Annotated in this window: 19 protein-coding genes, 2 tRNA genes and 2 pseudogenes; 13 read left to right on the forward strand and 10 right to left on the reverse strand. The window is 65.6% G+C overall.

The window, feature by feature from the left end:
* Positions 1-56: 56 nt before the first annotated feature.
* Together cmk and aroA are read right to left on the reverse strand one after the other, a co-directional pair.
* Positions 57-686 carry a (d)CMP kinase gene (gene cmk, locus ACXAGF_RS01105; protein WP_475013829.1) on the reverse strand — a complete coding sequence of 210 codons (630 nt, stop codon included), beginning with the start codon at positions 684-686 and terminating at the stop codon, positions 57-59.
* A gap of 95 nt (positions 687-781) precedes the next feature.
* The gene (gene aroA, locus ACXAGF_RS01110) at positions 782-2,140 is read right to left on the reverse strand and encodes a 3-phosphoshikimate 1-carboxyvinyltransferase (protein ID WP_475013831.1); all 1,359 of its coding nucleotides are present in this window, start codon (positions 2,138-2,140) and stop codon (positions 782-784) included.
* Between the two features lie 311 nt (positions 2,141-2,451).
* Between aroA and ACXAGF_RS01115 the strand changes: the two genes are divergently transcribed.
* The 4 genes and pseudogenes from ACXAGF_RS01115 (at position 2,452) to ACXAGF_RS01130 (ending at position 4,705) form a co-directional block, all read left to right on the forward strand.
* Positions 2,452-2,841, forward strand: coding sequence for a TIGR02300 family protein (locus ACXAGF_RS01115; protein WP_475013833.1), 390 nt, complete (start codon positions 2,452-2,454; stop codon positions 2,839-2,841).
* A 146-nt stretch (positions 2,842-2,987) separates the two neighbouring features.
* Positions 2,988-3,063 (forward strand) — tRNA-Ala (locus tag ACXAGF_RS01120).
* 291 nt (positions 3,064-3,354) lie between these two features.
* Positions 3,355-3,977 (forward strand): annotated as a pseudogene (locus tag ACXAGF_RS01125) (recombinase family protein).
* A gap of 158 nt (positions 3,978-4,135) precedes the next feature.
* Positions 4,136-4,705, forward strand: a complete 570-nt coding sequence (locus tag ACXAGF_RS01130) for a hypothetical protein (RefSeq protein ID WP_475013835.1) — start codon at positions 4,136-4,138, stop codon at positions 4,703-4,705.
* 412 nt (positions 4,706-5,117) lie between these two features.
* On the opposite strand, the gene ACXAGF_RS01135 is transcribed toward ACXAGF_RS01130, so the two are convergent.
* The 3 genes from ACXAGF_RS01135 to ACXAGF_RS01145 form a co-directional block, all read right to left on the reverse strand.
* A tRNA-Arg gene (locus ACXAGF_RS01135) sits at positions 5,118-5,194 on the reverse strand.
* Positions 5,195-5,299: 105 nt separating this feature from the next.
* Entirely contained in the window at positions 5,300-6,766 is a 1,467-nt protein-coding gene (locus ACXAGF_RS01140; protein WP_475013837.1) for a sensor histidine kinase, read from the reverse strand.
* Between the two features lie 243 nt (positions 6,767-7,009).
* The gene (locus ACXAGF_RS01145; protein ID WP_475013839.1) at positions 7,010-9,013 is read right to left on the reverse strand and encodes a methyl-accepting chemotaxis protein; all 2,004 of its coding nucleotides are present in this window, start codon (positions 9,011-9,013) and stop codon (positions 7,010-7,012) included.
* 360 nt (positions 9,014-9,373) lie between these two features.
* On the opposite strand from ACXAGF_RS01145, the gene rpmH reads away from it, so the two are divergent.
* From rpmH to ACXAGF_RS01175, 6 genes are all read left to right on the forward strand, one after another.
* Positions 9,374-9,511: a 50S ribosomal protein L34 gene (gene rpmH / locus ACXAGF_RS01150; protein WP_475013840.1), complete on the forward strand. Its 138-nt coding sequence runs from the start codon at positions 9,374-9,376 to the stop codon at positions 9,509-9,511.
* Positions 9,512-9,544: 33 nt separating this feature from the next.
* Positions 9,545-9,934, forward strand: coding sequence for a ribonuclease P protein component (gene rnpA / locus ACXAGF_RS01155; protein WP_475013842.1), 390 nt, complete (start codon positions 9,545-9,547; stop codon positions 9,932-9,934).
* Positions 9,934-11,718, forward strand: a complete 1,785-nt coding sequence (yidC, locus tag ACXAGF_RS01160) for a membrane protein insertase YidC (RefSeq protein WP_475013843.1) — start codon at positions 9,934-9,936, stop codon at positions 11,716-11,718. Before rnpA ends, yidC begins: the two co-directional genes overlap by 1 nt.
* A 143-nt stretch (positions 11,719-11,861) precedes the next feature.
* Positions 11,862-12,770, forward strand: a complete 909-nt coding sequence (locus ACXAGF_RS01165) for a DMT family transporter (RefSeq protein WP_475013845.1) — start codon at positions 11,862-11,864, stop codon at positions 12,768-12,770.
* Between the two features lie 75 nt (positions 12,771-12,845).
* Positions 12,846-13,499, forward strand: a complete 654-nt coding sequence (gene yihA / locus ACXAGF_RS01170) for a ribosome biogenesis GTP-binding protein YihA/YsxC (RefSeq protein ID WP_475013847.1) — start codon at positions 12,846-12,848, stop codon at positions 13,497-13,499.
* A gap of 197 nt (positions 13,500-13,696) precedes the next feature.
* The gene (locus ACXAGF_RS01175; protein WP_475013849.1) at positions 13,697-14,236 is read left to right on the forward strand and encodes a DUF1269 domain-containing protein; all 540 of its coding nucleotides are present in this window, start codon (positions 13,697-13,699) and stop codon (positions 14,234-14,236) included.
* A gap of 137 nt (positions 14,237-14,373) precedes the next feature.
* Here ACXAGF_RS01175 and ACXAGF_RS01180 read toward each other — a convergent pair whose 3' ends face one another.
* On the reverse strand, positions 14,374-15,084 hold the full coding sequence (locus tag ACXAGF_RS01180) for an anti-sigma factor (protein ID WP_475013851.1): 711 nt from the start codon (positions 15,082-15,084) through the stop codon (positions 14,374-14,376).
* Between the two features lie 249 nt (positions 15,085-15,333).
* Between ACXAGF_RS01180 and argB the strand changes: the two genes are divergently transcribed.
* The gene (argB, locus tag ACXAGF_RS01185) at positions 15,334-16,224 is read left to right on the forward strand and encodes an acetylglutamate kinase (RefSeq protein WP_475013853.1); all 891 of its coding nucleotides are present in this window, start codon (positions 15,334-15,336) and stop codon (positions 16,222-16,224) included.
* 32 nt (positions 16,225-16,256) lie between these two features.
* Here argB and ACXAGF_RS01190 read toward each other — a convergent pair whose 3' ends face one another.
* The 3 genes and pseudogenes from ACXAGF_RS01190 to ACXAGF_RS01200 form a co-directional block, all read right to left on the reverse strand.
* Positions 16,257-17,027 (reverse strand): isocitrate lyase/PEP mutase family protein, encoded by a 771-nt coding sequence (locus tag ACXAGF_RS01190; RefSeq protein WP_475013854.1) that lies wholly within the window; start codon positions 17,025-17,027, stop codon positions 16,257-16,259.
* Positions 17,012-17,413 (reverse strand): annotated as a pseudogene (locus tag ACXAGF_RS01195) (methylated-DNA--[protein]-cysteine S-methyltransferase); the annotation flags it as partial. The gene ACXAGF_RS01190 and the pseudogene ACXAGF_RS01195, both read right to left, overlap by 16 nt.
* 247 nt (positions 17,414-17,660) lie before the next feature.
* Positions 17,661-18,566, reverse strand: a complete 906-nt coding sequence (locus ACXAGF_RS01200) for an EamA family transporter (RefSeq protein ID WP_475013856.1) — start codon at positions 18,564-18,566, stop codon at positions 17,661-17,663.
* Between the two features lie 98 nt (positions 18,567-18,664).
* Between ACXAGF_RS01200 and ACXAGF_RS01205 the strand changes: the two genes are divergently transcribed.
* Positions 18,665-19,375, forward strand: a complete 711-nt coding sequence (locus ACXAGF_RS01205; protein ID WP_475013857.1) for a pyrimidine 5'-nucleotidase — start codon at positions 18,665-18,667, stop codon at positions 19,373-19,375.
* A gap of 57 nt (positions 19,376-19,432) precedes the next feature.
* On the opposite strand, the gene ACXAGF_RS01210 is transcribed toward ACXAGF_RS01205, so the two are convergent.
* The gene (locus ACXAGF_RS01210; RefSeq protein ID WP_475013858.1) at positions 19,433-20,326 is read right to left on the reverse strand and encodes an LOG family protein; all 894 of its coding nucleotides are present in this window, start codon (positions 20,324-20,326) and stop codon (positions 19,433-19,435) included.
* Between the two features lie 232 nt (positions 20,327-20,558).
* Here ACXAGF_RS01210 and dapD point away from each other — a divergent pair, with 232 nt between their 5' ends.
* Positions 20,559-21,416: a 2,3,4,5-tetrahydropyridine-2,6-dicarboxylate N-succinyltransferase gene (dapD, locus tag ACXAGF_RS01215; protein WP_475013860.1), complete on the forward strand. Its 858-nt coding sequence runs from the start codon at positions 20,559-20,561 to the stop codon at positions 21,414-21,416.
* The last annotated feature ends 1 nt before the right edge of the window (position 21,417 follow it).

The raw sequence follows: 21,417 nt of genomic DNA on the forward strand, positions 1-21,417 counted from the left end.
AGGCACGTCCGCTTCCTGTTTTGGGAAGCAAATCCGGCGCGGGGACGGCTTTCGTTCTATTGGTTGAGGGCAGCGTCGATGATGGCTTTCGCCGCCGAAAACGCCGCCTCTATACCCATTTCGGACGTATCAAGCAAGTGCGCGTCGTCCGCAGGCCGCAAGGGGCTGTCGGCGCGGCCCATGTCGCGCTCGTCGCGGCGGCGCACGTCGTCGAACACCGCCGCGTAGTTTGCCGCGCCGCCGCCGGCGACGATCTCGTCGTAGCGCCGGCGCGCGCGCACTTCGGCTGACGCGGTCACGTAGAGCTTCACCGTGGCATCGGGGCAGACGACCGTGCCGATGTCGCGGCCGTCGAGAACCGTCCCCGGTAGGCGCGCGGCAAATGTCCGCTGCGCCTCCACCAGCGCGCGGCGAACCGCCGGCATCACGGCGATCTTCGAGGCGGCCTCGCCGATCTCGTGGGCGGAGAGCACCGAGCGGTCGAGGCCGGACAGGTCGAGGTTCCGCGCGACATCGGCGGCCACCGTTTCGTCCTCAAGCGGCAGGCCGCGGTCGAGCAGCGCCTTCGCGGTGGCGCGATAGGTCAGGCCGGTGTCGAGATGGTGAAAGCCGTAGGTTTCGGCGATCTGGCGCGACAGCGTGCCCTTGCCGGCCGCCGCCGGTCCGTCGATGGCGATTGTCGTCATGTTTCATCCTTACCCGCGGACGGCGTTGCGCTCGTTTAGCGGAAAAAGCGGTGTGCTGCCAAGCGGGGATCGCCTCGCCGCTGAAGCGCGCAACCCTAGTCAGCCTCCCGCTCGATCCGCGCGCCGAGGTCCGCCATCAGGCCCATGAACTCCGGGAAGCTGGTGGCGATCATCGTCGCGTCGTCCACCGTCACCGGGTGCTCCGACACCAGCCCCATCACCAGAAAGCTCATGGCGATGCGATGGTCGAGATGGGTGGCGACGGCCGCGCCCGAGGCGTTGCCGAGCCCCTTGCCGTCCGGGCGGCCGCGCACCACCAGCGAGGCCTCGCCCTCGTCGCAGTCGACGCCGTTCAGCTTCAGGCCCTCGGCGACGGCCGAGAGGCGGTCGCTCTCCTTCACCCGCAGCTCTTCCAGCCCGTTCATCACCGTCGCACCCTCGGCGAAGGCGGCGGCAACGGCGAGGACCGGGTATTCGTCGATCATCGACGGCGCGCGCTCTTCCGGCACGGTGACGCCCTTCAGGGCCGAATGGCGCACGCGCAGGTCCGCCACGTCCTCGCCGCCGGCAAGGCGCGGATTGAGCACCTCGATCTCGGCGCCCATCTCCTGCAGCGTCAGGATGAGGCCGGTGCGGGTCGGGTTCATCAGCACGTTGAGGATCGTCACGTCGGATCCCGGCACCAGCAGGGCGGCGACCAGCGGGAAGGCGGTGGAGGAGGGGTCGCCGGGCACGTCGATCACTTGGCCGGTGAGCTGGCCCTGGCCCTCGAGCCGGATGGTACGCACGCCGTCGGCAGCGGTCTCGACGGTCAGGTTCGCGCCGAAGCCGGCGAGCATCTTCTCGGTGTGGTCGCGGGTCATCACAGGTTCGATCACCGTGGTGACGCCCGGCGTGTTGAGACCGGCGAGCAGCACCGCCGACTTCACCTGCGCCGAGGCCATCGGCACGCGATAGGTGATCGGCGTCGGCGTCCGCGGGCCGCGCAGCGTCACCGGCAGCCGGTCGCCCTCGGCCGCGCTGACCTGCACGCCCATCTCGCGCAGCGGGTTGAGCACGCGGCCCATCGGCCGCTTGGTCAGCGAGGCGTCGCCGACGAAGGTGGAGTCGAAGTCGTAGACTCCGACGAGACCCATCGTCAGGCGGCAGCCGGTGCCGGCATTGCCGAAGTCGAGCGGCGCGGCCGGTGCCAGCAGCGCGCCGTTGCCGACGCCGTTGATGACCCAGGTGTCGCCCTCCTTGCCGATCTTGGCGCCCATGGCCTGCATCGCCTTGCCCGTGTTGATCACGTCCTCGCCCTCGAGCAGACCGGTGATGCGCGTCTCGCCGCTGGCCAACCCGCCGAACATGAAGGAACGGTGCGAGATCGACTTGTCGCCCGGAATGCGGACCGTGCCGGCAAGGGCGTTCGACTTGCGGGCGGTTGCGGGCTTTGCCTGGGCGCCATGCGACATGGAAACGGGTTCCTATTCATAGAGAGCGCGCGGCCGGCGGCCGGGCTGGGTGGTCCGAAACGGTGCTGTTCCGGGCGCTGTCCGCGCCGGAAGGCTTGCGCGTATCACAAAGCCCGCCAAGCGTCATCCACCGGGCGGGCAAAAAAGCCGCCGCCCCGGCAACCGGTTCCCGGCGGCGCGGAAGGGGACGAAGTTTCGCTTTGACAGCGGCGGGCAACACGATTAAGGGGACCGGCTAATTCATTTTCCCGACCATCTGCCGGTTATCCGGCTCCGCCGGACAATATTCGGCCATTCAAGAGGCTTTGACTGTGGCAAAACCGGAACTTGGAACCAAGCGCATCGACCCGGAAACGGGCCGTAAGTTCTATGACCTGAACCGCGACCCGATCGTCTCGCCCTACACCGGCAAGTCCTACCCGCTCTCCTTCTTCGAGGAGACCTCCGCAGCAGCCGTTCTGGAGAAGGACGAGGAGGAAGAGGTCAACGAGGTCGATACCGAGAACACCGAGGTCGAGCTGGTTTCGCTCGAGGACGCCGACGACGAGGCTTCGGGCGGCGACGACCTGCCGGATCTCGATGACGACGACGTCGAGATCGGCGATGACGACGACGACACTTTCCTCGAGCAGGATGAAGACGACGACAATGACGACATGAGCGGCATTATCGGCGTGACCGGCGACGACGAGGAAGCATAAGCCCATGAATTTCCGGCCGAATTCAAAAAATTCGGCCGGAACGGAATTTTTCGGCTTGCCATCTCCGGAAACCGGAAGTATGAAGCCGCACCTGCCGGGGAAAACCCGGTTCGGTATCCCGGAACCGGCCACGCCGGACCCTCGATGGGGCTATAGCTCAGCTGGGAGAGCGCTTGCATGGCATGCAAGAGGTCAGCGGTTCGATCCCGCTTAGCTCCACCAACTCGTTTGTCATTCTATTAAAGCAAAAGAAGCAGTTACTCGGCTGACTGGGCGATGGCTCAGACCAAGTCAGACCAGTGTTTCAGACCAATTTTCATGCGTCTCTAGTGCGCGCCTGTGTTAAACGGCAGCGGCCCCATATCGACCCTGCAGCGCGTTGATCATCCGCATCGCAGGGCAGTGTCCATGCAGCGCCGAGCAACGGTTCTCACCGGTTCGATAGATGCCGGCTGACAACCGTAGCGAACCGCCAATAAGAGAACCACCTATAACGAACTGAAGTGGTTTCTCATGCATGTCCGCGCCTATCTCCGTGCCAACACCAAAAGGACCAAGATGCCAGCCGTGCGAGGGATGACCTGTTCCGCATTGCTGCCGAGCGTGGCCTGAAGATCGCAGCCTGCTACGTCGAGAACGAGAGCGGTGCCTCCGTGGCCCGCCCTGAACTGTTCCGGCTGCTGGCTGACTGCCACCCCGGCGATGTCCTGCTGGTCGAACAGGTGGACCGTTTGAGCCGTCTCAACACTGCCGACTGGGAGCGGTTGAAGGCTGAGATACAGCAGCGCCGTGTGAAGGTGGTGGCCTTGGACCTTCCCACATCGTGGATGATGGCCACGGTTGACAAGGACGACATCCAGAGCCGGATGCTCGACGCCATCAACGGGATGATGCTCGACATGCTCGCAGCCATCGCCCGCAAGGACTACGAGGACCGCAGGAGGCGGCAGGCGCAGGGCATCGCCAAGGCCAAGACCGATGGCGTCTACAAGGGACGGCCTAAGGATGCCGCGCGAAATGCTGCCATCGTCCAGATGCTAGCCAGTGGTCAGAGCTGGAACAGTATCATCAAGGCAACCCGCTGCTCACGCTCGACACTTTCGCGGCTGGCCAGGAGGGTTGATCAGAGGGCATAGGTCAAAAACTAGCTGTGTCCCTATGAGCGGGGTGATTATGACTTTTCCATCTCGCTCAATTATGAAGCCTCGCACTCATTGTATCTTGAAGCTGCAACCGGTGGTGTGTCACAAAGCTGTCGATAGGAAACGTCATCGGTAGAGCGGCGTGCTGTTCAATGGATGGTTCAAAAGAAGAGCTGGTTGGGCCGGCACTTCGCAAACCCACTGGGATCATATTTGTCGCTTGGTTGCTGCTTGGTATTTTGCCCATTGCCGTCCCGATGTTCGGCTTCGACTTCCTGCCATCGATCGAATGGGCGTCCGAGACAAATCTGCCTGGAATTGCCGCTGGCCTAGTCTCCTCGGTGGTGCTGCTCTGGCTCGTCCTGAAAACCAGAAATATGGCTGAGGGTGGCTTTGTGAAGAACGCTTGGGGCGTCTTGGTCACTGCGCTCCTCGGTTACTACGTTGGAAAACACGTCATCGTCCTTGCTGGCCCGATGCTCCTTGCGCTGATCGCGGGTCAGCAAGTCGAACTTCCGTTTGTGGTGGCGCGTGCCGATCATCCCGATACCAGAGGCTGCCAATCGCCGCTTGAACTTCAAGGGCTTCCGTTCCTCTTCGACCGAGTTTGCGGCGTCCGAAACGACTTTAGGCAGGGTCTCGCACCCGGTAACCGCATCGTCGTCATCGGTCGTGGTACCAGTCTAGGGGTTTATGCAGAAAGTCTGCGCAGGATCGATTGAGCGGGTTAGTGCGTCGTCAGCGGACATGCGACTGGGACGTCAAGAACCCTGCGAAATGTTTATGTGTGGCTTTGTGGTCACGTGCCACCTTCCTACGCGACGGCGCGCCATCTTGTCCTCTTGGCACGCGCTTGAAGCCACGAATAGGAGGTCAAGCGACTTTCACCGCAAGTAGATGACGGGAAATTATCAGCTGGTGCACGTAAAGGTAGCGATGGGATCGGCTGGCGGTGGCATTCGGGTCTGCAAACCGCATGCATCGTGCCTGGTTCTCAAACCAGTGCGGTCAACAACCCGACCACGCTTCATTCCGTTCCGGCGAGTTGGTGCTTACCACAGGCTTACGCAGGATATCGCCGACGACGTGCGGCCCAAACGCGGCTTCTCACCTATTTGTAATTATTAGGGAAAATGGCGCACCCGAAGAGATTCGAACTCCTGACCCCCAGATTCGTAGTCTGGTGCTCTATCCAGCTGAGCTACGGGTGCGTTTGCAGCGGTGGGCGTGTCGCCCGGCTGCGAGCGATTTCCTAAAGGGTCCCGCGGCTTAATGCAAGCGCCTTTCCGAAAAAAAATGCAGGCGCCGCGCGGCGCTCATGACGCCTTGTTGCGGAAAGCCGCCAGCGGCACCGGACGGTCGGGAAGCTCGATGCGGAACTGCGTGCCTGCACTGGCCTTCTCCGCCAGTGCGATGGTCCCGCCGTGGGCCAGCACCAGTTCGCGGGCGATGGCCAGGCCAAGGCCGGTGCCGCCGGAGCGGGCCGAGCCGCGGAACGCGGCGAACAGGTTCTCGCGCGCCTTGGCCGGCATGCCGGGCCCGGTGTCGTCGACGGTGATCGCCACGACGCTGCCGGTCCGTACCGCCGACACGGTCAGGCGGCCGCGGTCGCGGCCCGGATGCTGTGTCAGCGCGTCGACGGCGTTGCGGCAGAGATTGTGGATGATCCGGAACAACTGCTCGCTGTCGGCGTCCACCTCCAGCTTGGAGTCGACCTGGATGACGAAATCGATGCCCCAGTGCGGATCGATCGCCAGCATTTCCGCGACGTCCGCCACCAGCGGCCGCAGCGGCAGGAACCGTCGGCGCGGCGCCGGTTCGCGCATCCGCCCGTAGGCGAGCACGTCGGTCGTGTAGCCGACGGCGCGGTCGATCGTGCGCAAGAGCTTGGGCGCGAAGCGCTTGACCACCGGATCGTCGACATCCGCCAGCCGGTCCGACATCAGCTGTGCCGAGGAGAGGATGTTGCGCATGTCGTGGTTGATCTTCGACACCGCCAGCCCGAGGTCGGCGAGGTTCTTCTGCTCCTTCAGCGTGCCCTGCAGCGCCCTTTGCATCTCCGCGAGATGGACGCCGGCGACCGACAGTTCGTCGTGCCCGGCCGACGGCTGCAGCACGCGCCCCGGATCGGTCGGATCGGCGGCAAAGTCGCGCATGCTGCTGGTCATGCGGCGGATCGGCCGGATCAGCATCCGGTTGATCGCAAAGAAGATCAGCCCGCCGGTGACAGCCGAAAGGATCACCGTCAGGAACAGAACGTTGCGGGCATAGGCCAGCATCGCCTTGCGCAGCGCCTTGTCGGCGAGCACGATCTCGATCGTCGCGTCGCTGTCGGCGAGCGGCCCATAGGCGCGGATGATCCGCTTGCCGCCGAACACGAGGGTGTCGAAGGCATCGCGGATCGCCGACACCGGCTCGACCGCGGCGAGGTCGTACTGCGCGTCCACTTTTGGCGGCATGTCGGCGATCGCAATCAGGCGCGAGGCGTCCTGCCGGCGCAGCGCGATCGCCTTCGTGCCGGTCGCGAGCAGCGTCTCGTCCTGCAGCGCGCGCGAGAGGTCCTGCTGCGGAAAGCCGTCGGCGACGATCGCCGCAGCGGCGGCGGTGTTCAGCCGGTCGGTCAGCCATCGCACCCGCATGCTGGCGATCGAGGGCACGAAGATCAGCACCTCGGCCAGCATGATGAAAACGACCGTCAGCAGCAGAAGCCGGCCGGAGAGGCCGGAAAGACTGCTCGGCATCGGCACGTCGCCCAGCATCGGCGAGCCTTGGTTTTCCTTCATTGCAAACTCCTGGCCACGCCGCGGGCGGCGTGGCGGCATGCATTGCGAGACTCTGCCTGGGCCCCTCTTGGCTGTCCGGCGCCTTGCCGGCACTGCGGCCCCGACACCTGCGGTCATCATAGTGGATGTGGTGCCGGTTTCCAATCGCATCAACCGGTCGGACCGGCCCGTCGACACGCAGCAAAAAGGGGTGGCGGACCCGGTCCGTCACCCCGCCACTCCTCCGGCCGCCGTCGCGGCGGTTCAGAACTCTTCCCAGCCCTCCTGGCTCACCGCCTGGGCGGCGCCGCCGCGGCCGCCGAAGGCGCGGGCGACATTGCCGACCAGGCGCCGCGCCGGTGAGGCGACCGGCCGATGTGCCGGCTGCGTCGGCATGACAGCCGGCTGCGCCTCGCCCGTCCGGAAGCGCGCCACGAGGCCCGCCAGGCTGTCGGCCTCGGCCTTCAGCTTGTGGGTCGCAGCCGAACTCTCCTCGACCATTGCCGCGTTGTGCTGGGTCACCTGGTCCATCTGGTTGACCGCGGAGGAGACCTCGTGCAGGCCGGTGGCCTGCTCCCTGGCCGCCGTCGCGATCGAGTGGATGTAGTCGTTGATCTTCAGCACGCGGCTCTCGATGTCCGACAGCGACTCGCCGGTCGCCTGCACGTACTTGACGCCCACCGCCACCTCGTCGGTGGACTTGGTGATGAGACCCTTGATGTCCTTGGCCGCGCTTGCCGCCCGCTGGGCGAGTTCGCGCACCTCCTGCGCCACGACCGCAAAGCCCTTGCCGGCATCGCCGGCGCGCGCCGCCTCCACGCCGGCGTTCAGCGCCAGCAGGTTCGTCTGGAAGGCGATCTCGTCGATCACGTTGATGATCTGGGTGATCTCGCTCGAGGCCTGCTCGATGCGGCCCATCGCGTCGATCGCGTTGCGGACCACTTCGCCGGACTGCTTGGTGCTGCGCGTCGCCTCACCGACCATCACGGTCGCCTCCTGCGCCCGCTCGGTGGAATTCTTCACGGCGGCGGTGATCTCTTCCAGGGCGGCGGAGGTTTCCTCCAGCGCCGCGGCCTGTTGCTCGGTGCGCTTGGAAAGGTCGTCCGAGGCCGTGCGCAGTTCGCCGGAGTTCGCGTTGATCGAATCGGTCGACACGCGCACGTCGCGCATCGCCTTCTGCAGCGTCGCCAGCGCGTTGTTGACGTTGGTCTGCAGTTCGGCGAAGGCGCCGTGGAAGCTGCCGTCCATGGTCCCGGTAAGGTCGCCTTCGGCAAGCGCCGCAATCACGCGGCGGGTCTCGTTGATGCCCGTGTCGACGCTGCTGACCAGCTCGTTGACGCTGGCGGCGAAGCGGTTGAGGTCGTCGTTGCCGTAGTCCTTGTGGATGCGCTGGGTGAAGTCGCCTGCCGCGGCGGCCTGCACAACGGTGGCGATGCTCGACTGCAGGTCGGCACTCTTTTCGCGCAGTGCCTGGTCCTGCGCGTTCAGGTCGCGCACGGCGATGGCGTTCTGGCGGAACACGGCGACCGCGGCCGCCATGTCGCCGATCTCGTCCTTGCGGCCGGCGTAGGGGACCTCGGTCGACAGGTCGCCGGCGGCGAGTTGCTTCATCGTCGCGGTCACGTCCTGGATCGGCCGGCTGAGACCGCTGGTGGCGACGTAGAAGGCCGCGCCGCCGCCGGCGGCAAGGCCGAGGCCGACGGTGGCCAGCACCAGCGTCAGCATCAGCGTCTCGAACCGGCTGATATCGGCCTTGATCGTGTCCAGGTTCTGCCGGTCCGTCTCGACGACGGCGTCGATCTCCTGCTGGAACGCCTTGCGGTTGGCGCGGTTGGCGTCGTTGTTGCCCTGTTCGTTGGCGGCCTGCGGCGACACCTGCGTGCCGAGGCGCGCGGTCTCTGTGCGGAAGGTCCGGAATTCCGCGGCGCGGCCGACAATGGCCTCGAAGGCCGGCAGTTGCGCTTCCGGCACCTTCGGCCGCCAGGCGGCGAGCGTGGCGTCGATGCCGGCGAGTTCCTTGACGATGCCGTCGGCGAACTTCTGGGCCTTCTCGGTCGTGGGCGCGCTGTAGACGCCGCGCGATTCCATGACGACGGCCGTCACCTGTCGGTTCAGATGTTCGCCGAGATAGGCGCGGTCCGCGGCGTTCTCGTATTGCCGGAGCCTGGCGTCGTACTGGTTGACGACCCCGAGGGCGATGCCGCCTATGAGGATCGAGATCAACCCCATGACCCCGACGACGAGGCAGATCTTGGTACGTATCTTCATGCGCGGACTCCCGATGGCACCCTGTAGCTGATGCCCGGAGCTTGCTTGTTAAAGGTTAATAAGAATTTTAGTGAGTGCGGAAATTCGATAGCGCTTTATTTCGCAAAAACAAGGGCTTCGGCTAACGTCGCGTGAGCCCCTGGGGCGGGCCGTCCGGTCTGCAATCAGGGCCTGTGCGCCACGCTGCCGGCTCGCGCTTGGGCGGTGGGCGGGGGCCGGAATTGACTCCGCCGCGGCTTTGCCCTTATAAGCCGCCCACGTTCGGACCGGTGACCCGACGGTCGCCGCGATGTCCGTCAACGTAACGCTCCTTGCTTAACGCAAACCCAAGAAGGGCCGCACACCGCGGTATTAAAATAAATGTCGAAGCGTACCTTTCAGCCTTCCAAGCTTGTTCGCAAGCGTCGCCACGGCTTCCGTGCCCGCATGGCCACCAAGGGCGGTCGCGCGGTTCTTGCGGCACGCCGTGCACGCGGCCGCAAGCGTCTTTCGGCCTAAGGCCGCGCTTGCCCGAAGCGAGATTGCCGGGCAATGTCGAAGAATGACGAAAAACCGACTGTCGGACGGCTGAAAAGCCGCCCGCAGTTTCTTTTTGTCCGGGAGGGCGACAAGCGCAAAGGGCCGCTGTTCCTCCTGGAGATGCGCGACCGGCACGAGCCGGATACCCCGCCGCGCGTCGGCTTCACGGTCACGAAGAAGCATGGCAACGCCGTCGAGCGCAATCGCATGCGCCGGCGCCTGAAGGAGGCGGTGCGGCTTTCTGCCGGGTTTGCAATGGAGCCCGGACACGACTATGTCATTGTCGCCAGACGCGAGATACTTCGGGCGCCCTTCTCCGAGCTCAAGGACCGCCTTCGCGAGCGCATCAGCAACAGGCAGAAACACAAGCGGACGGCCGGCGCTGGCCCCGGGAAAGAATGATGGAAAACAACCGCAACTACTTCGTGGCGATTGCGCTGTCGGTGCTGATCCTGATCGCCTGGCAGTTCCTTTACGTCAGTCCGAAGATCGAGCGCGAGCGCGCAGTCGCCGAGATGCAGGCGGAACTGGACAAGGCCAAGCCGGAAACGGCCGCGGGTGCGGCCGCGACGGCGGCGAGCCCGACCGGCGCTGCGGTTCCCGGCACGGCCCCGGAAGGCCGGGAGGCGGTCGCCCAGTCGGTGCGCATTCCGATCGAGACCGGCGCCCTGCTGGGGTCGATCAACCTCACCGGCGCTCGCTTCGACGACCTCAAGCTGCGGGAGTTCCATGAAACCGTCGACAGGTCGAGCCCGATCATCCGCTTGCTGAGCCCGGCAGAATCCGAGAATGGCTATTTTGCCGAGATCGGTTACGTCGGGTCCGAAACGACCGGCCAGGTGCCGGGCCCGCAGACGGTGTGGACGCAGGAAGGCAGCGGCAAGCTGACGACCGCGACGCCGGTAACGCTGAGCTACGTCAACGACAAGGGCGTCAGGTTCGTACGCACCATTTCGGTCGACGAACACTACATGTTCACCGTCACCGACTCGATCGAGAACGGCAGCGGCGCCCCGGTGTCGCTCTCCAGCTACGGCCGCATCACCCGCTTCGCCAAGCCGACGACGCCGAGCATCTATGTGCTGCACGAGGGCTTCATCGGTTATCTCGGCGAACTCGGACTGCATGAGGTTAGCTACTCCGACGCCGAGGACGATACGACGATCGCGCCGGGCCGCGCCACCAGCGGTTGGCTCGGGATCACCGACAAATACTGGGCGACCGCGCTCATCCCGCCGCAGGCGGTCCCCTACGAGACGCGCTTTTCGCATTTCACCGATGGTCGGCCGCGCTTCCAGGCCGATTTCCGCCAGGACGCGCTCACGATCGCGCCGGGTCAGAAGGGCGAAGTCAAGAACCTTGTGTTCGGCGGCGCCAAGGAGGTGCCGGTGATCGACGGGTATCAGACCTCGCTCGACATTCCGCGCTTTGACCTGATGATCGACTGGGGCTGGTTCTGGTTCTTCACCAAGCCGATGTTCCAGATGCTGGACTTCTTCTTCCGCTATTTCGGCAACTTCGGCGTGGCTATCCTCATCACCACGATCGTCGTCAAGGGCGTGTTCTTCCCGCTCGCGAGCAAGCAGTATGCTTCGATGGCGAACATGAAGCGGCTGCAGCCGAAGATGGAGGAGCTGAAGGCCAAGTTCGGCGACGACAAGATGGGCCTGCAGCAGGCGATGATGCAGCTCTACAAGGACGAGAAGATCAATCCGCTCGCCGGCTGCTGGCCGATCCTTCTGCAGATTCCGGTGTTCTTCGCGCTCTACAAGGTCATCTACATCACCATCGAGATGCGCCACGCGCCGTTCTTCGGTTGGATCCAGGACCTGTCGGCGCCCGATCCGACCTCGATCTTCAATCTGTTCGGTCTCATTCCGTTCGAAGTTCCGCAGATGCTGCTGATCGGCGTCTGGCCGCTGGTCATGGGCATTACCATGTTCCTGCAGATGCGCATGAACCCGACTCCTCCGGACCCGACCCAGGCGATGATCTTCACCTGGATGCCGGTGGTGTTCACCTTCATGCTGGCGAGCTTCCCGGCGGGGCTCGTCATCTACTGGGCCTGGAACAATCTGCTGTCGATCATCCAGCAGGCCGTCATCATGAAGCGCCACGGCGTGAAGGTGGAGCTGTTCAGCAACCTCAAGGGGATGTTCAACAAGAAACCCGATCCGGCCAAGTAGCCGTGACAACCCGAAGCCCCGGTTCGACCGGGGCTTTTTCTTTGGCGGCAGGCCCCGGTTAGCGACACGCCGGCGTCGCGCACGCACGCGCCGCCGGGTCTGGGCCGTGCCAAAAATCGTCCACCCGATTCCGTGAGTTCTCCATGTCCGCACCCGTAGCACCGCCGGCCGTTGCCATGCCCGACGCCCGCCAGGGCTACGGCGCCGCGCTCGTCCTTGGCTCGGCAGTTGTCTGGAGTTTCGGCGGCATGCTGGCGCGCTACCTCGACGTGACGGACGGCTGGACCATCGTGTTCTGGCGGGCGCTGTTCGCAGCCCTGTTTCTGCTGGGGTTTATGCTCCTGCGCGATGGCGTCCGTGGCACGTCGCGGCTGTTTGCGGCAATGGGGGCGCCCGGCCTTGCGGTCGGTGTCTGCTTCGCCACCGCCTCCAGCGCCTTCATCATCGCCCTCGCGCATACGACCGTCGCCAACATCCTGCTGGTCCAGGCCTCGGTGCCGTTGATTGCCGCGCTGATGACCTGGCTGATATTTCGCGAACGGATCGCCTCCCATACCTGGGTCGCCATCGTCCTCGTCCTTTTCGGCGTCGGCATCATGGTATCGGATTCGATCACCGGCAGCGTTTCTCCGGTTGGCGACGCGCTGGCGGTACTGATCGCCGGCGCCTTCGCCACGGCGACGGTCATCACCCGTCGCTATTCGCACGTGCGGATGACGCCGGCCGTCTTCGTCGGGTCTGTTCTCGCCGCGACGGTGGCGGCGACGCAGGCCGAGAGCTTCACGGTGACGGCCGCCGATCTCGGCATCCTCGTCGTCTTCGGGGCATTCAATTTCGGCCTCGGCCTCGCCTTGTTCGTGACCGGCGCGCGGCTGATCCCCTCGGCGCTGGCCGCGCTGCTCGGAACCGCCGAGACCGTGCTGGGGCCGTTGTGGGTCGCGTTTTTCCACGGCGAGATCCCGCGGGAGCTGACCGTGGTTGGCGGCGCCGTAGTCCTTTCGGCCCTTCTCGGCTATCTCGGCGTGGAGATGCTGCGCCAGCGCCGCCGCTGATGCCGGACGGCTTGGCGCTTGACATTGCCGGACAAAACCGTGAAGCCGGGCCGAACAGCTCGGGAAGACCAGTCAATGACTCCAATGAAGTCCGCCGACGAAAAGCCGCTCTTCGGCCGGCCGTGGATTTTTATCCGTGGCGTTCCGGCCATGAAATTCCTGCCGCCGGAAGGCCCGCCGGAGGTCGCCTTTGCCGGGCGGTCGAATGTCGGAAAGTCCTCGTTGATCAACGCGCTGGTCGGCCATAGGGGACTGGCGCGCACATCCAACACGCCCGGCCGCACCCAGGAGCTGAACTACTTCGTGCCCGACGGCTACTCCGGTGCCGACGGCGATCTGCCGCCGATGGCGCTCGTCGACATGCCGGGCTATGGCTACGCACAGGCGCCGAAGGAGCAGGTCGACGCCTGGACGAAGCTCGTATTCGACTACCTGCGCGGTCGCTCGACGCTCAAGCGGGTCTATGTGCTGATCGACAGCCGCCATGGCGTCAAGAAGAACGACGAGGAGGTGTTCGAGCTTCTCGACAAGGCCGCCGTCTCCTACCAGCTCGTCCTGACCAAGACGGACAAGATCAAGGACGCCGGCGTGCCACGGCTGCTCGCGGAGACGACGGAAAAGATCCGCAAGCGCCCCGCGGCCTATCCCGAAGTGCTCGCAACCTCGTCCGAGAAGGGCAGGGGGCTCGACACCCTGCGCGCTGCGATCGAGGAAACAATCACCCGCTGACCGCCATGGGGTCGGATTAAGTTCCCGGCGTCACTGGCCCGGCATGAAACCTGCCCTATCTCCTACCGAGCCCGCGGGTCCGGAAGGACCCGCGAAGGACGCTTGTGGCGGGCAGGGGCTCGAGGATCGCAACTCGGGACCACCCTGCGCGAGGGAGGCGGTCGGTGCTGGCCGCGAACGATGGAGGGAGTGAGCGCATGTCCGATCTGATCGTCATAGGATTCGACGCCCCGGACGAGGCCGACAAGGTGCTCGTGAAGCTGAACGGCATGAAGAAGGAATACCTGATCGATCTCGAAGACGCCGTCGTCGTCGTCCGTGACGAGAAGGGCAAGGTCCATCTCAAGCAGAGCATGAACCTGATGGCGATCGGCGCCTCTTCCGGTCTGCTTTCGGGCGCACTCTGGGGCGGTCTCGTCGGCCTACTGTTCCTCAACCCGCTGGCGGGCTTCGCGATCGGCGGCGCCGTTGGCGCCGGTGCCGGCGCCCTCTCAGGCTCGCTGGCCGACTACGGCATCGACGACAACTTCATCAAGTCGCTCGGCGAGACGATCCCGAATAACTCCTCAGCCCTGTTCATCCTTGTCCGCAAGGTGCAGCCGGAAAAGGTCCTGGCCGAGCTGGACGGGCTGCGCGGCCGGGTCCTGAAGACGTCGCTGTCGCCGGAGCAGGAAAAGAAGCTGCAGGAGGCCTTATCCGGCGTCGCCGGCACAACAGCGGCGCCGGCGGCGTCCTGATCGCTGGTCGCCCAGCCCCGGTCGTCGCAGACCGGGGGCCGGTTTGGCAAAGGCTGCGGCCGGACGTGCGCACCGGTCCGCGGCCCGTCGGCGGCGGCAAGGGAGGAATGAACGCGGGCGGGTGATCGCGCCGCGGCTCAGAACGGCCGGCTCTCGCCGGCGGCAATGACGGGGCCGGTCTGGGAGCCGGTGGGCGAGCCGCCCGGCGGCTCGACGCTGATGGCGAGGGTGGCACCACGGGCGAGCCGGGCGCGCCTGTTGTCCGGAATGACGACGGTGCCCTCGCCCGAGGCCGGCAGCACCCCGAGCGAGATCGGCGGGACGCCGTCCTCGACCAGCCAGAGCTGGAGCGATTTCGCGCCGTCGCGCCGCGTCGGCGCGGGCGACAGGCTCAGTACACCCCCGGTCGGGTCGTAGTAGGCCACCAGGTTGATCGGGCTGTCGTCGCCGGCGAGCTCGGCAATCGGCGCCCGACCAGAGGGCGGCGTGGTGAAGAGATCCGATGCGGCTACGAGGACAAGCGCCGCCAGCGCCGCGAGCGCGATCGAGCGCCAGAAGGCGAGGGTCCTTCGGAGGCCCCGCGGATCGGCTCCATCGACCGGCGCCCTTGGTCCGCTGCGGCCGGAGGAGACATAGGCCTGCGCACCCGGCGCCGACATGCCCAGCTCCTCATTGATCGTCAGCAGATTTTCCTCCCAGCGGTTGACCACGGCGGCGAAGGCGCGGTCGCGGCGCAGCCGGTCCTCGACCTTGCGGCGCTCCTCCGCCGACAGAACGCCGAGCACGTATTCGCCGGCGATCACCTCGTCGCGGCGGGGATCCCTGCTGTTCTGGTCGGACGATGTCATGGTCCGGGCACCTTCTCGATCGTTACCAGGGGCCGGGCCGAAATACCCTTCGGTCGGGCGGACTGCGGTTTCCCGGCGCGGGGCCGCTGTCGCCAAGGATATCATATGCTTCCTCCGTGCGGCTTGCCACTGGTGTTCGTGCCCGCCGTCCGCCCGCTGGCCGCAAGGGCGGACAACTGTTGCAGCTTCATCATTCCATCGACATCAGACATGGGTTAAACAGACGCCGACACATTTGCGAGGCCCTCCATGACGACCCTGACCGACAGCGAAACCCAGGCCCGGCTGCTGACGCAGGCGCTGCCATACATGCAGCGCTACGAGAACAAGACGATCGTGGTGAAGTACGGCGGTCACGCGATGGGCAATCCGGAGCTGGGCCGGGCCTTTGCCAGCGACATCGCGCTTCTGAAGCAGTCCGGCGTCAATCCCATCGTCGTCCATGGCGGTGGGCCGCAGATCGGCTCGATGCTGGAGAAGATGGGCATCGAATCGAAGTTCGAGGGCGGCCTGCGCGTCACCGACCAGAAGACGGTCGAGATCGTCGAAATGGTGCTGGCGGGCGCGATCAACAAGGAGATCGTCGCGCTCATCAACCAGACCGGCGAGTGGGCCATCGGGCTGTGCGGCAAGGACGGCAACATGGTCTTCGCCGAGAAGGCGAAGAAGACCGTCATCGACCCCGACAGCAACATCGAGCGGATCCTCGACCTCGGCTTCGTCGGCGAGGTGGTCGAGGTCGACCGCACCTTGATCGATCTTCTTGCAAAGTCGGAGATGATCCCCGTGATCGCGCCGGTGGCGCCGGGCCGCGACGGCCACACCTACAACATCAACGCCGACACCTTTGCCGGCGCCATCGCCGGCGCGCTGAACGCGACGCGCCTGCTGTTCCTGACCGACGTCCCCGGCGTGCTTAACAAGCAGGGCGAGCTGATCAAGGAGCTGTCGGTTGCCGAGGCCCGCGCCCTGATCAAGGACGGCACGATCTCGGGCGGCATGATCCCGAAGGTCGAGACCTGCATAGAGGCCATAAAGGCAGGCGTGCAGGGCGTGGTCATCCTCAACGGCAAGACGCCGCATTCGGTGTTGCTCGAGATCTTCACCGAGCGCGGCGCGGGAACGCTGATCGTTCCCTGACGAAGCACGGGAGCCCGTTGCCGGGCTTCCGCTCATTCATTGCCGTAAATGCCGCCTGCCTGCCGGGTCAGCCATTCGATCATCGCGCGATAGGGGCCGGGCCCGTAGCTGACGCGCGCGACACCGAGTTTCCCAAGGGTCGCAACCTCCGGTGCGCCCTGGCGCATCATGACGTTGACCGGCAGCGCCACCGCCTCGCAGACGCGCCCAATCAGTTCGGGGTCGGCAAGCCCGGGCACGAAGAAGCCGCTGGCGCCCGCCTGCGCATAGGCCTGTCCGCGCTCGATCGCCGCGGCCACCAGTGCCGCGTGCCGGCGGATGTCCGGCGCCTGCAGGAACAGATCTGTGCGGGCGTTGATGAAGAACGGCATATCGCGGTGGTCGGCCATGGCGCGGATCGCCTGGATGCGCCCTGCCTGCAAGTCGAGCGGATGCAGGCCCGTGCCGCCGACGACCTGGTCCTCGAAGTTGATGCCGGCAGCACCCGCATCGACGATCCGCGCCACGTTGACGGCGACCTCGTCCGCGTCGACGGCGTAGCCGCCCTCGAAGTCGATCGTCACCGGCAGCGGCGTCGCGTCGACGATCGAGCGGACGACTTCGGCAAGGCGCAGCAGCGGGATCGCCTCGCCGTCCGGGTAGCCGTTCGCGGCGGCCACCGACCAGCTGCCGGTGGCGATCGCGTTGGCGCCGGCGGCGGCAATGGCCCTGGCGCTGCCGGCGTCCCAGCTGTTGTACAGCACGAGCGGGTCGCCCTTCCTGTGCAGCGCTGCAAACGTCGTCGCCTTCAGTTTCTGTTCCACGACTGCTCCCTTGCGAAAAGGCCGACCGGCCGCATCTTGCCTTCGTGCCGCAACAGCCACTGCTTGCGCCACAGGCCACCGCCATAGCCCGTGAGCGAGCCGTCCGAGCCGATGCAGCGGTGGCAGGGGACGAGGATGGCGATCCGGTTGCTGCCGTTCGCCCGCGCCACCGCGCGTACGCTGTCGATCGTGTCGACCTCGCGGGCGATGTCGCCGTAGGATCGGGTTTCCCCCAGCGGAATGGCGAGCAGCGCCTGCCAGACCTTCCTCTCGAACGGCGAGCCATCGAGGGCAAGCGGCGTCTGGAACTGGCCCGATCTGCCGGCGAAGTACTCGATGAGTTCGGACTCGATCCGGTCGATCGCCGGCGTCCGGCCGGCCGCGACCGGGCGACCGATGACGGCCGCCAGTTCCGCCAGCGCGGAGGGGACACGGTATTCGAGGAGGTGTAGGTGCGTCTGGTCGGCGACCACCGCCATCCGGCCGAGCGGTGTGTCGAGCCAGTCCGCATGGAGTGTTTCCTGTCCGGACGACATGAACGGTGCCTTCCAATGGGTGAGCGCCGGGCGCCCGAACTGCGGTGTGACTACCATATCGCGCGGGGCGTCCGGCATCAACGCGGCCGCGACGTCCTCATTTCCAAATCAACAGCAGCAGGATGCCGGTAACGATCAGCAGGCAGCCGGCCACTTCCATGCGGTTGACGCGTTCGCGAAAGACGAACACGGAGGCGGCAAAGGTGAAGACCAGTTCGATCTGGCCGAGCGCCCGGACATAGGCCACCTGTTGCAGCGCCATGGCTGTAAACCAGCAGGCCGATCCGGTCACCCCGGCCAGCCCCACCAGCGACGAGGAGCGCCAGGAGCGGGCAACCTTTGCGATCTCGGTCGGGTCCTTCAAGAGCATCCAGGCCAGCATGAAGGCCGTCTGGAAGGTGGTGACGCAGGCGAGTGTCACCGCCGCCTGCATGATCGGGTCGGGGCCGCCGAGCGAGAGCGCGGCGGAACGGTAGGATACGGCGGAGATGCCGAAGAGCGCGCCCGAGGCGATCCCGACCAGTGCCGTCCTGCCGGCCATCGCGGCGAAGAGGTTGCGCCAGGACAGCGGCATGCGCGCGACCGAGATCGTCATCACGCCGGCGACGCCGACGCCGATCGCGCCGACGGCGCCCGGCGTCAGCCGTTCGCCGAGCAGGAGCAGGCCGAAGATTGCCGCCTGCACCGGCTCCGTCTTGGAATAGGCCGTTCCGACGGCGAAGTTGCGCAGCGAGAAGAGATAGACGAGCAGGATTGTCGCGAAGATCTGCGAAAGCCCGCCAACGACAGACCATAGGGCGAATGCCGGGCTGAACCGGGGAATGGCGAAGCCGGCGAGGTAGTGGAGCGCTGCCGCATACGCTATCGCGACCGGAAAACCGTAGCCGAAGCGGACGAAGCTGGCTCCGGTGGTGCCGAGGCTGCTGCGCAGATACTTCTGCAGCGCCGAGCGCAGGTTCTGCAGGAACGCGGCGAAAATGGTGATGACGACCCAGGCTTCCATGCCTGCCGGCTAGCATGCCGGCCGGTGCGAATCCATCGTCGCGCGGACGGCCACGAATCCTTTTTGCTTCTTGTTGCGTCCGTGTCATAAGGGCGCCCATGACCGAAGCGCACCGCATTCCGACCAAGTCCGATTTCGCTCACGTCTCCGAATGGGTGTTCGATCTCGACAACACGCTCTATCCGCACCATGTCGACCTGTTCGCCCAGATCGACCGCAACATGACCGGCTACGTCTCCGAACTGCTCGGTCTGTCGCGCGAGGACGCCCGCGCCATCCAGAAGCGCTACTACCATGAGCACGGCACGACGCTGCAGGGGCTGATGCTTCACCATGGCATCGACCCGACCGACTTCCTCGACCGGGCCCACGCCATCGACTACGGTGTGCTGTCGCCCGATCCGGCGCTGGGCGAATCGATCCGGGCGCTGCCGGGTCGGAAGTTCATCTTCACAAATGGCAGCGTCAGGCATGCCGAGATGACGGCGCGCGCGCTCGGCATCCTTGATCATTTTGACGACATCTTCGACATCGTCGCCGCCGAGTATGTGCCGAAGCCGGCCGGCAGCACCTACGACAAGTTCATGGCGCTGCACCGCGTCGACACAGCACATGCGGCAATGTTCGAAGATCTTCCCCGCAATCTCCTGGTGCCGAAGACGCTCGGCATGACGACCGTCCTGCTCGTCCCGCGCGACGAGGGGCACGAGTTCGTCGACGCCTGGGAGAAGAAGACCGACGCCGACCGGCACATTGACTACACGACGTCGGATCTTGCCGGCTTTCTCGCTCGCCTGATTGGCGCGTGAGCTGGGCGTTGCAAGATTAGGAGCGGCCGGCCGGACGCGGTCCGGCCGGGTCCGGCGTCACTTCGCCGTGGTCTCCGCGGCCTCGGTGTCGAGATCCGCATAGAAGGCGTCGATGACCTCCCAGGCCTCCTTTGCGGTGTCGACGAAGTGCAGGAGCTCGATGTCGTCCGGCGAAATCGTGCCGAACTCCGCGAGCGCTTCGAAGTTGATGATCGAGCGCCAGAATTCCTTGCCGAACAGGATCAGCGGCACCAGTGCCATGCGCCCGGTCTGCATCAGCGTGACCGTCTCGAACAGCTCGTCGAGCGTTCCGAAGCCGCCGGGGAACACCGTCACCGCCTTGGCGCGCAGCAGGAAATGCATCTTGCGCACGGCGAAATAGTGGAAGTTGAAGCTCAGGTCGGGGGTGACGTAGACGTTCGGTGCCTGCTCGTGCGGGAGCACGATGTTCAGCCCGATGGACGGGGCGCCGACCTCGGCCGCGCCGCGGTTGCCGGCCTCCATCACGCCCGGGCCGCCGCCGGTGACGACGACGAATTCCGTGTACCCGGTCTCTGCCGAGCGCTCCGAGCACATTCGGGCGAAGGTTCGTGCCTCCTCGTAGTAGACGGAAGCGGCCTCGAGATTGCGTCGCTGCGTCTCGTTGCGAGCCGCCCAGGCCTCGAGGCCGGGCGCGGGAATGCGCGCGCCGCCGAACATCACCACGGTGGAGGTGATGCCGCGCTCGGCCAGCATCATCTCGACCTTCAGCAGCTCCAGTTGCAGGCGCACCGGCCGCAACTCCTCGCGGCACAGAAACTCGTCGTCGACATAGGCCAGGCGGTAGGCCGGGGACATCGACTGCGGCGTCCGGGGAACGACCGACGCACGGTCCTTGTCGAACGCGCTGTCGGCGAGGGGATCCCACACTCCACTCTTGCGGCGGAGATTCTTTTTCTTCAGTCGTGCCATGTCTTCTTCCATCCATGGATCAGCCGGCCGGCCGGGTTGGCCGGAGCGGACCCGCTTCGCTCGTTCGGGGCAACGGTCGGCTGTAGCATCTTGCCGGCGCCGTCGCGACATCATCTGCCGGAAAAAGGCTTCAACTTTCCGGGATCATGCTCTAGGACTGCTGCCGGAAAAACGTGCACCCCTCCCGGCATCCCGATACGTCACGATAGTGGCCGAAGTTTAAGGAATTCCGATGAACAGCTCCAATCTCGCTTCCCTGTCCGCCGCCATCGAGCGCGCCTTCGAAGAACGCGACACGATCAACACCGGGACCCGCGGCGAGGTCCGCGACGCCGTCGAGGCGGCGCTGAACCTGCTCGACAGCGGCAGGGCGCGCGTGGCGGAGAAGGGCGCGGACGGCAACTGGATTGTCAATCAGTGGCTGAAGAAGGCTGTGCTGCTGTCGTTCCGGCTGAATCCGATGGAGATCATCCCCGGCGGTCCCGGCGCGTCGGTGTGGTGGGACAAGGTTCCCTCCAAGTTCGACGGCTGGAGCGTCAACGAATTCGAGAAGGCCGGGTTTCGCGCCGTGCCCAACTGCGTCGTCCGCCGCTCGGCCTACATCGCCCCGAGCGCGGTCCTGATGCCCTCCTTTGTCAATCTCGGCGCCTATGTCGGCGAGGGCACGATGGTCGACACCTGGGCGACGGTCGGTTCCTGTGCCCAGATCGGCAAGAACGTGCACCTCTCCGGCGGCGTCGGCATCGGCGGCGTGCTCGAGCCGATGCAGGCCGGCCCCACCATCATCGAGGACAACTGCTTCATCGGCGCGCGCTCGGAAGTGGTCGAGGGCTGCATCGTGCGCGAGGGGTCGGTTCTCGGCATGGGCGTCTTCATCGGCAAGTCGACGAAGATCGTCGATCGCGCCACCGGCGAGGTGACCTACGGCGAGGTTCCGCCCTATTCCGTCGTCGTCGCCGGCTCGATGCCCTCGGGCGGCACCATGGCCAACGGGCAGCCCGCGCCCAACCTCTATTGCGCCGTCATCGTCAAGCGCGTCGACGAGAAGACCCGCTCCAAGACCGGCATCAACGAGCTGTTGCGGGACTGAT

The sequence above is a fragment of the Mycoplana sp. ABR4_002 genome (genome assembly GCF_056159645.1).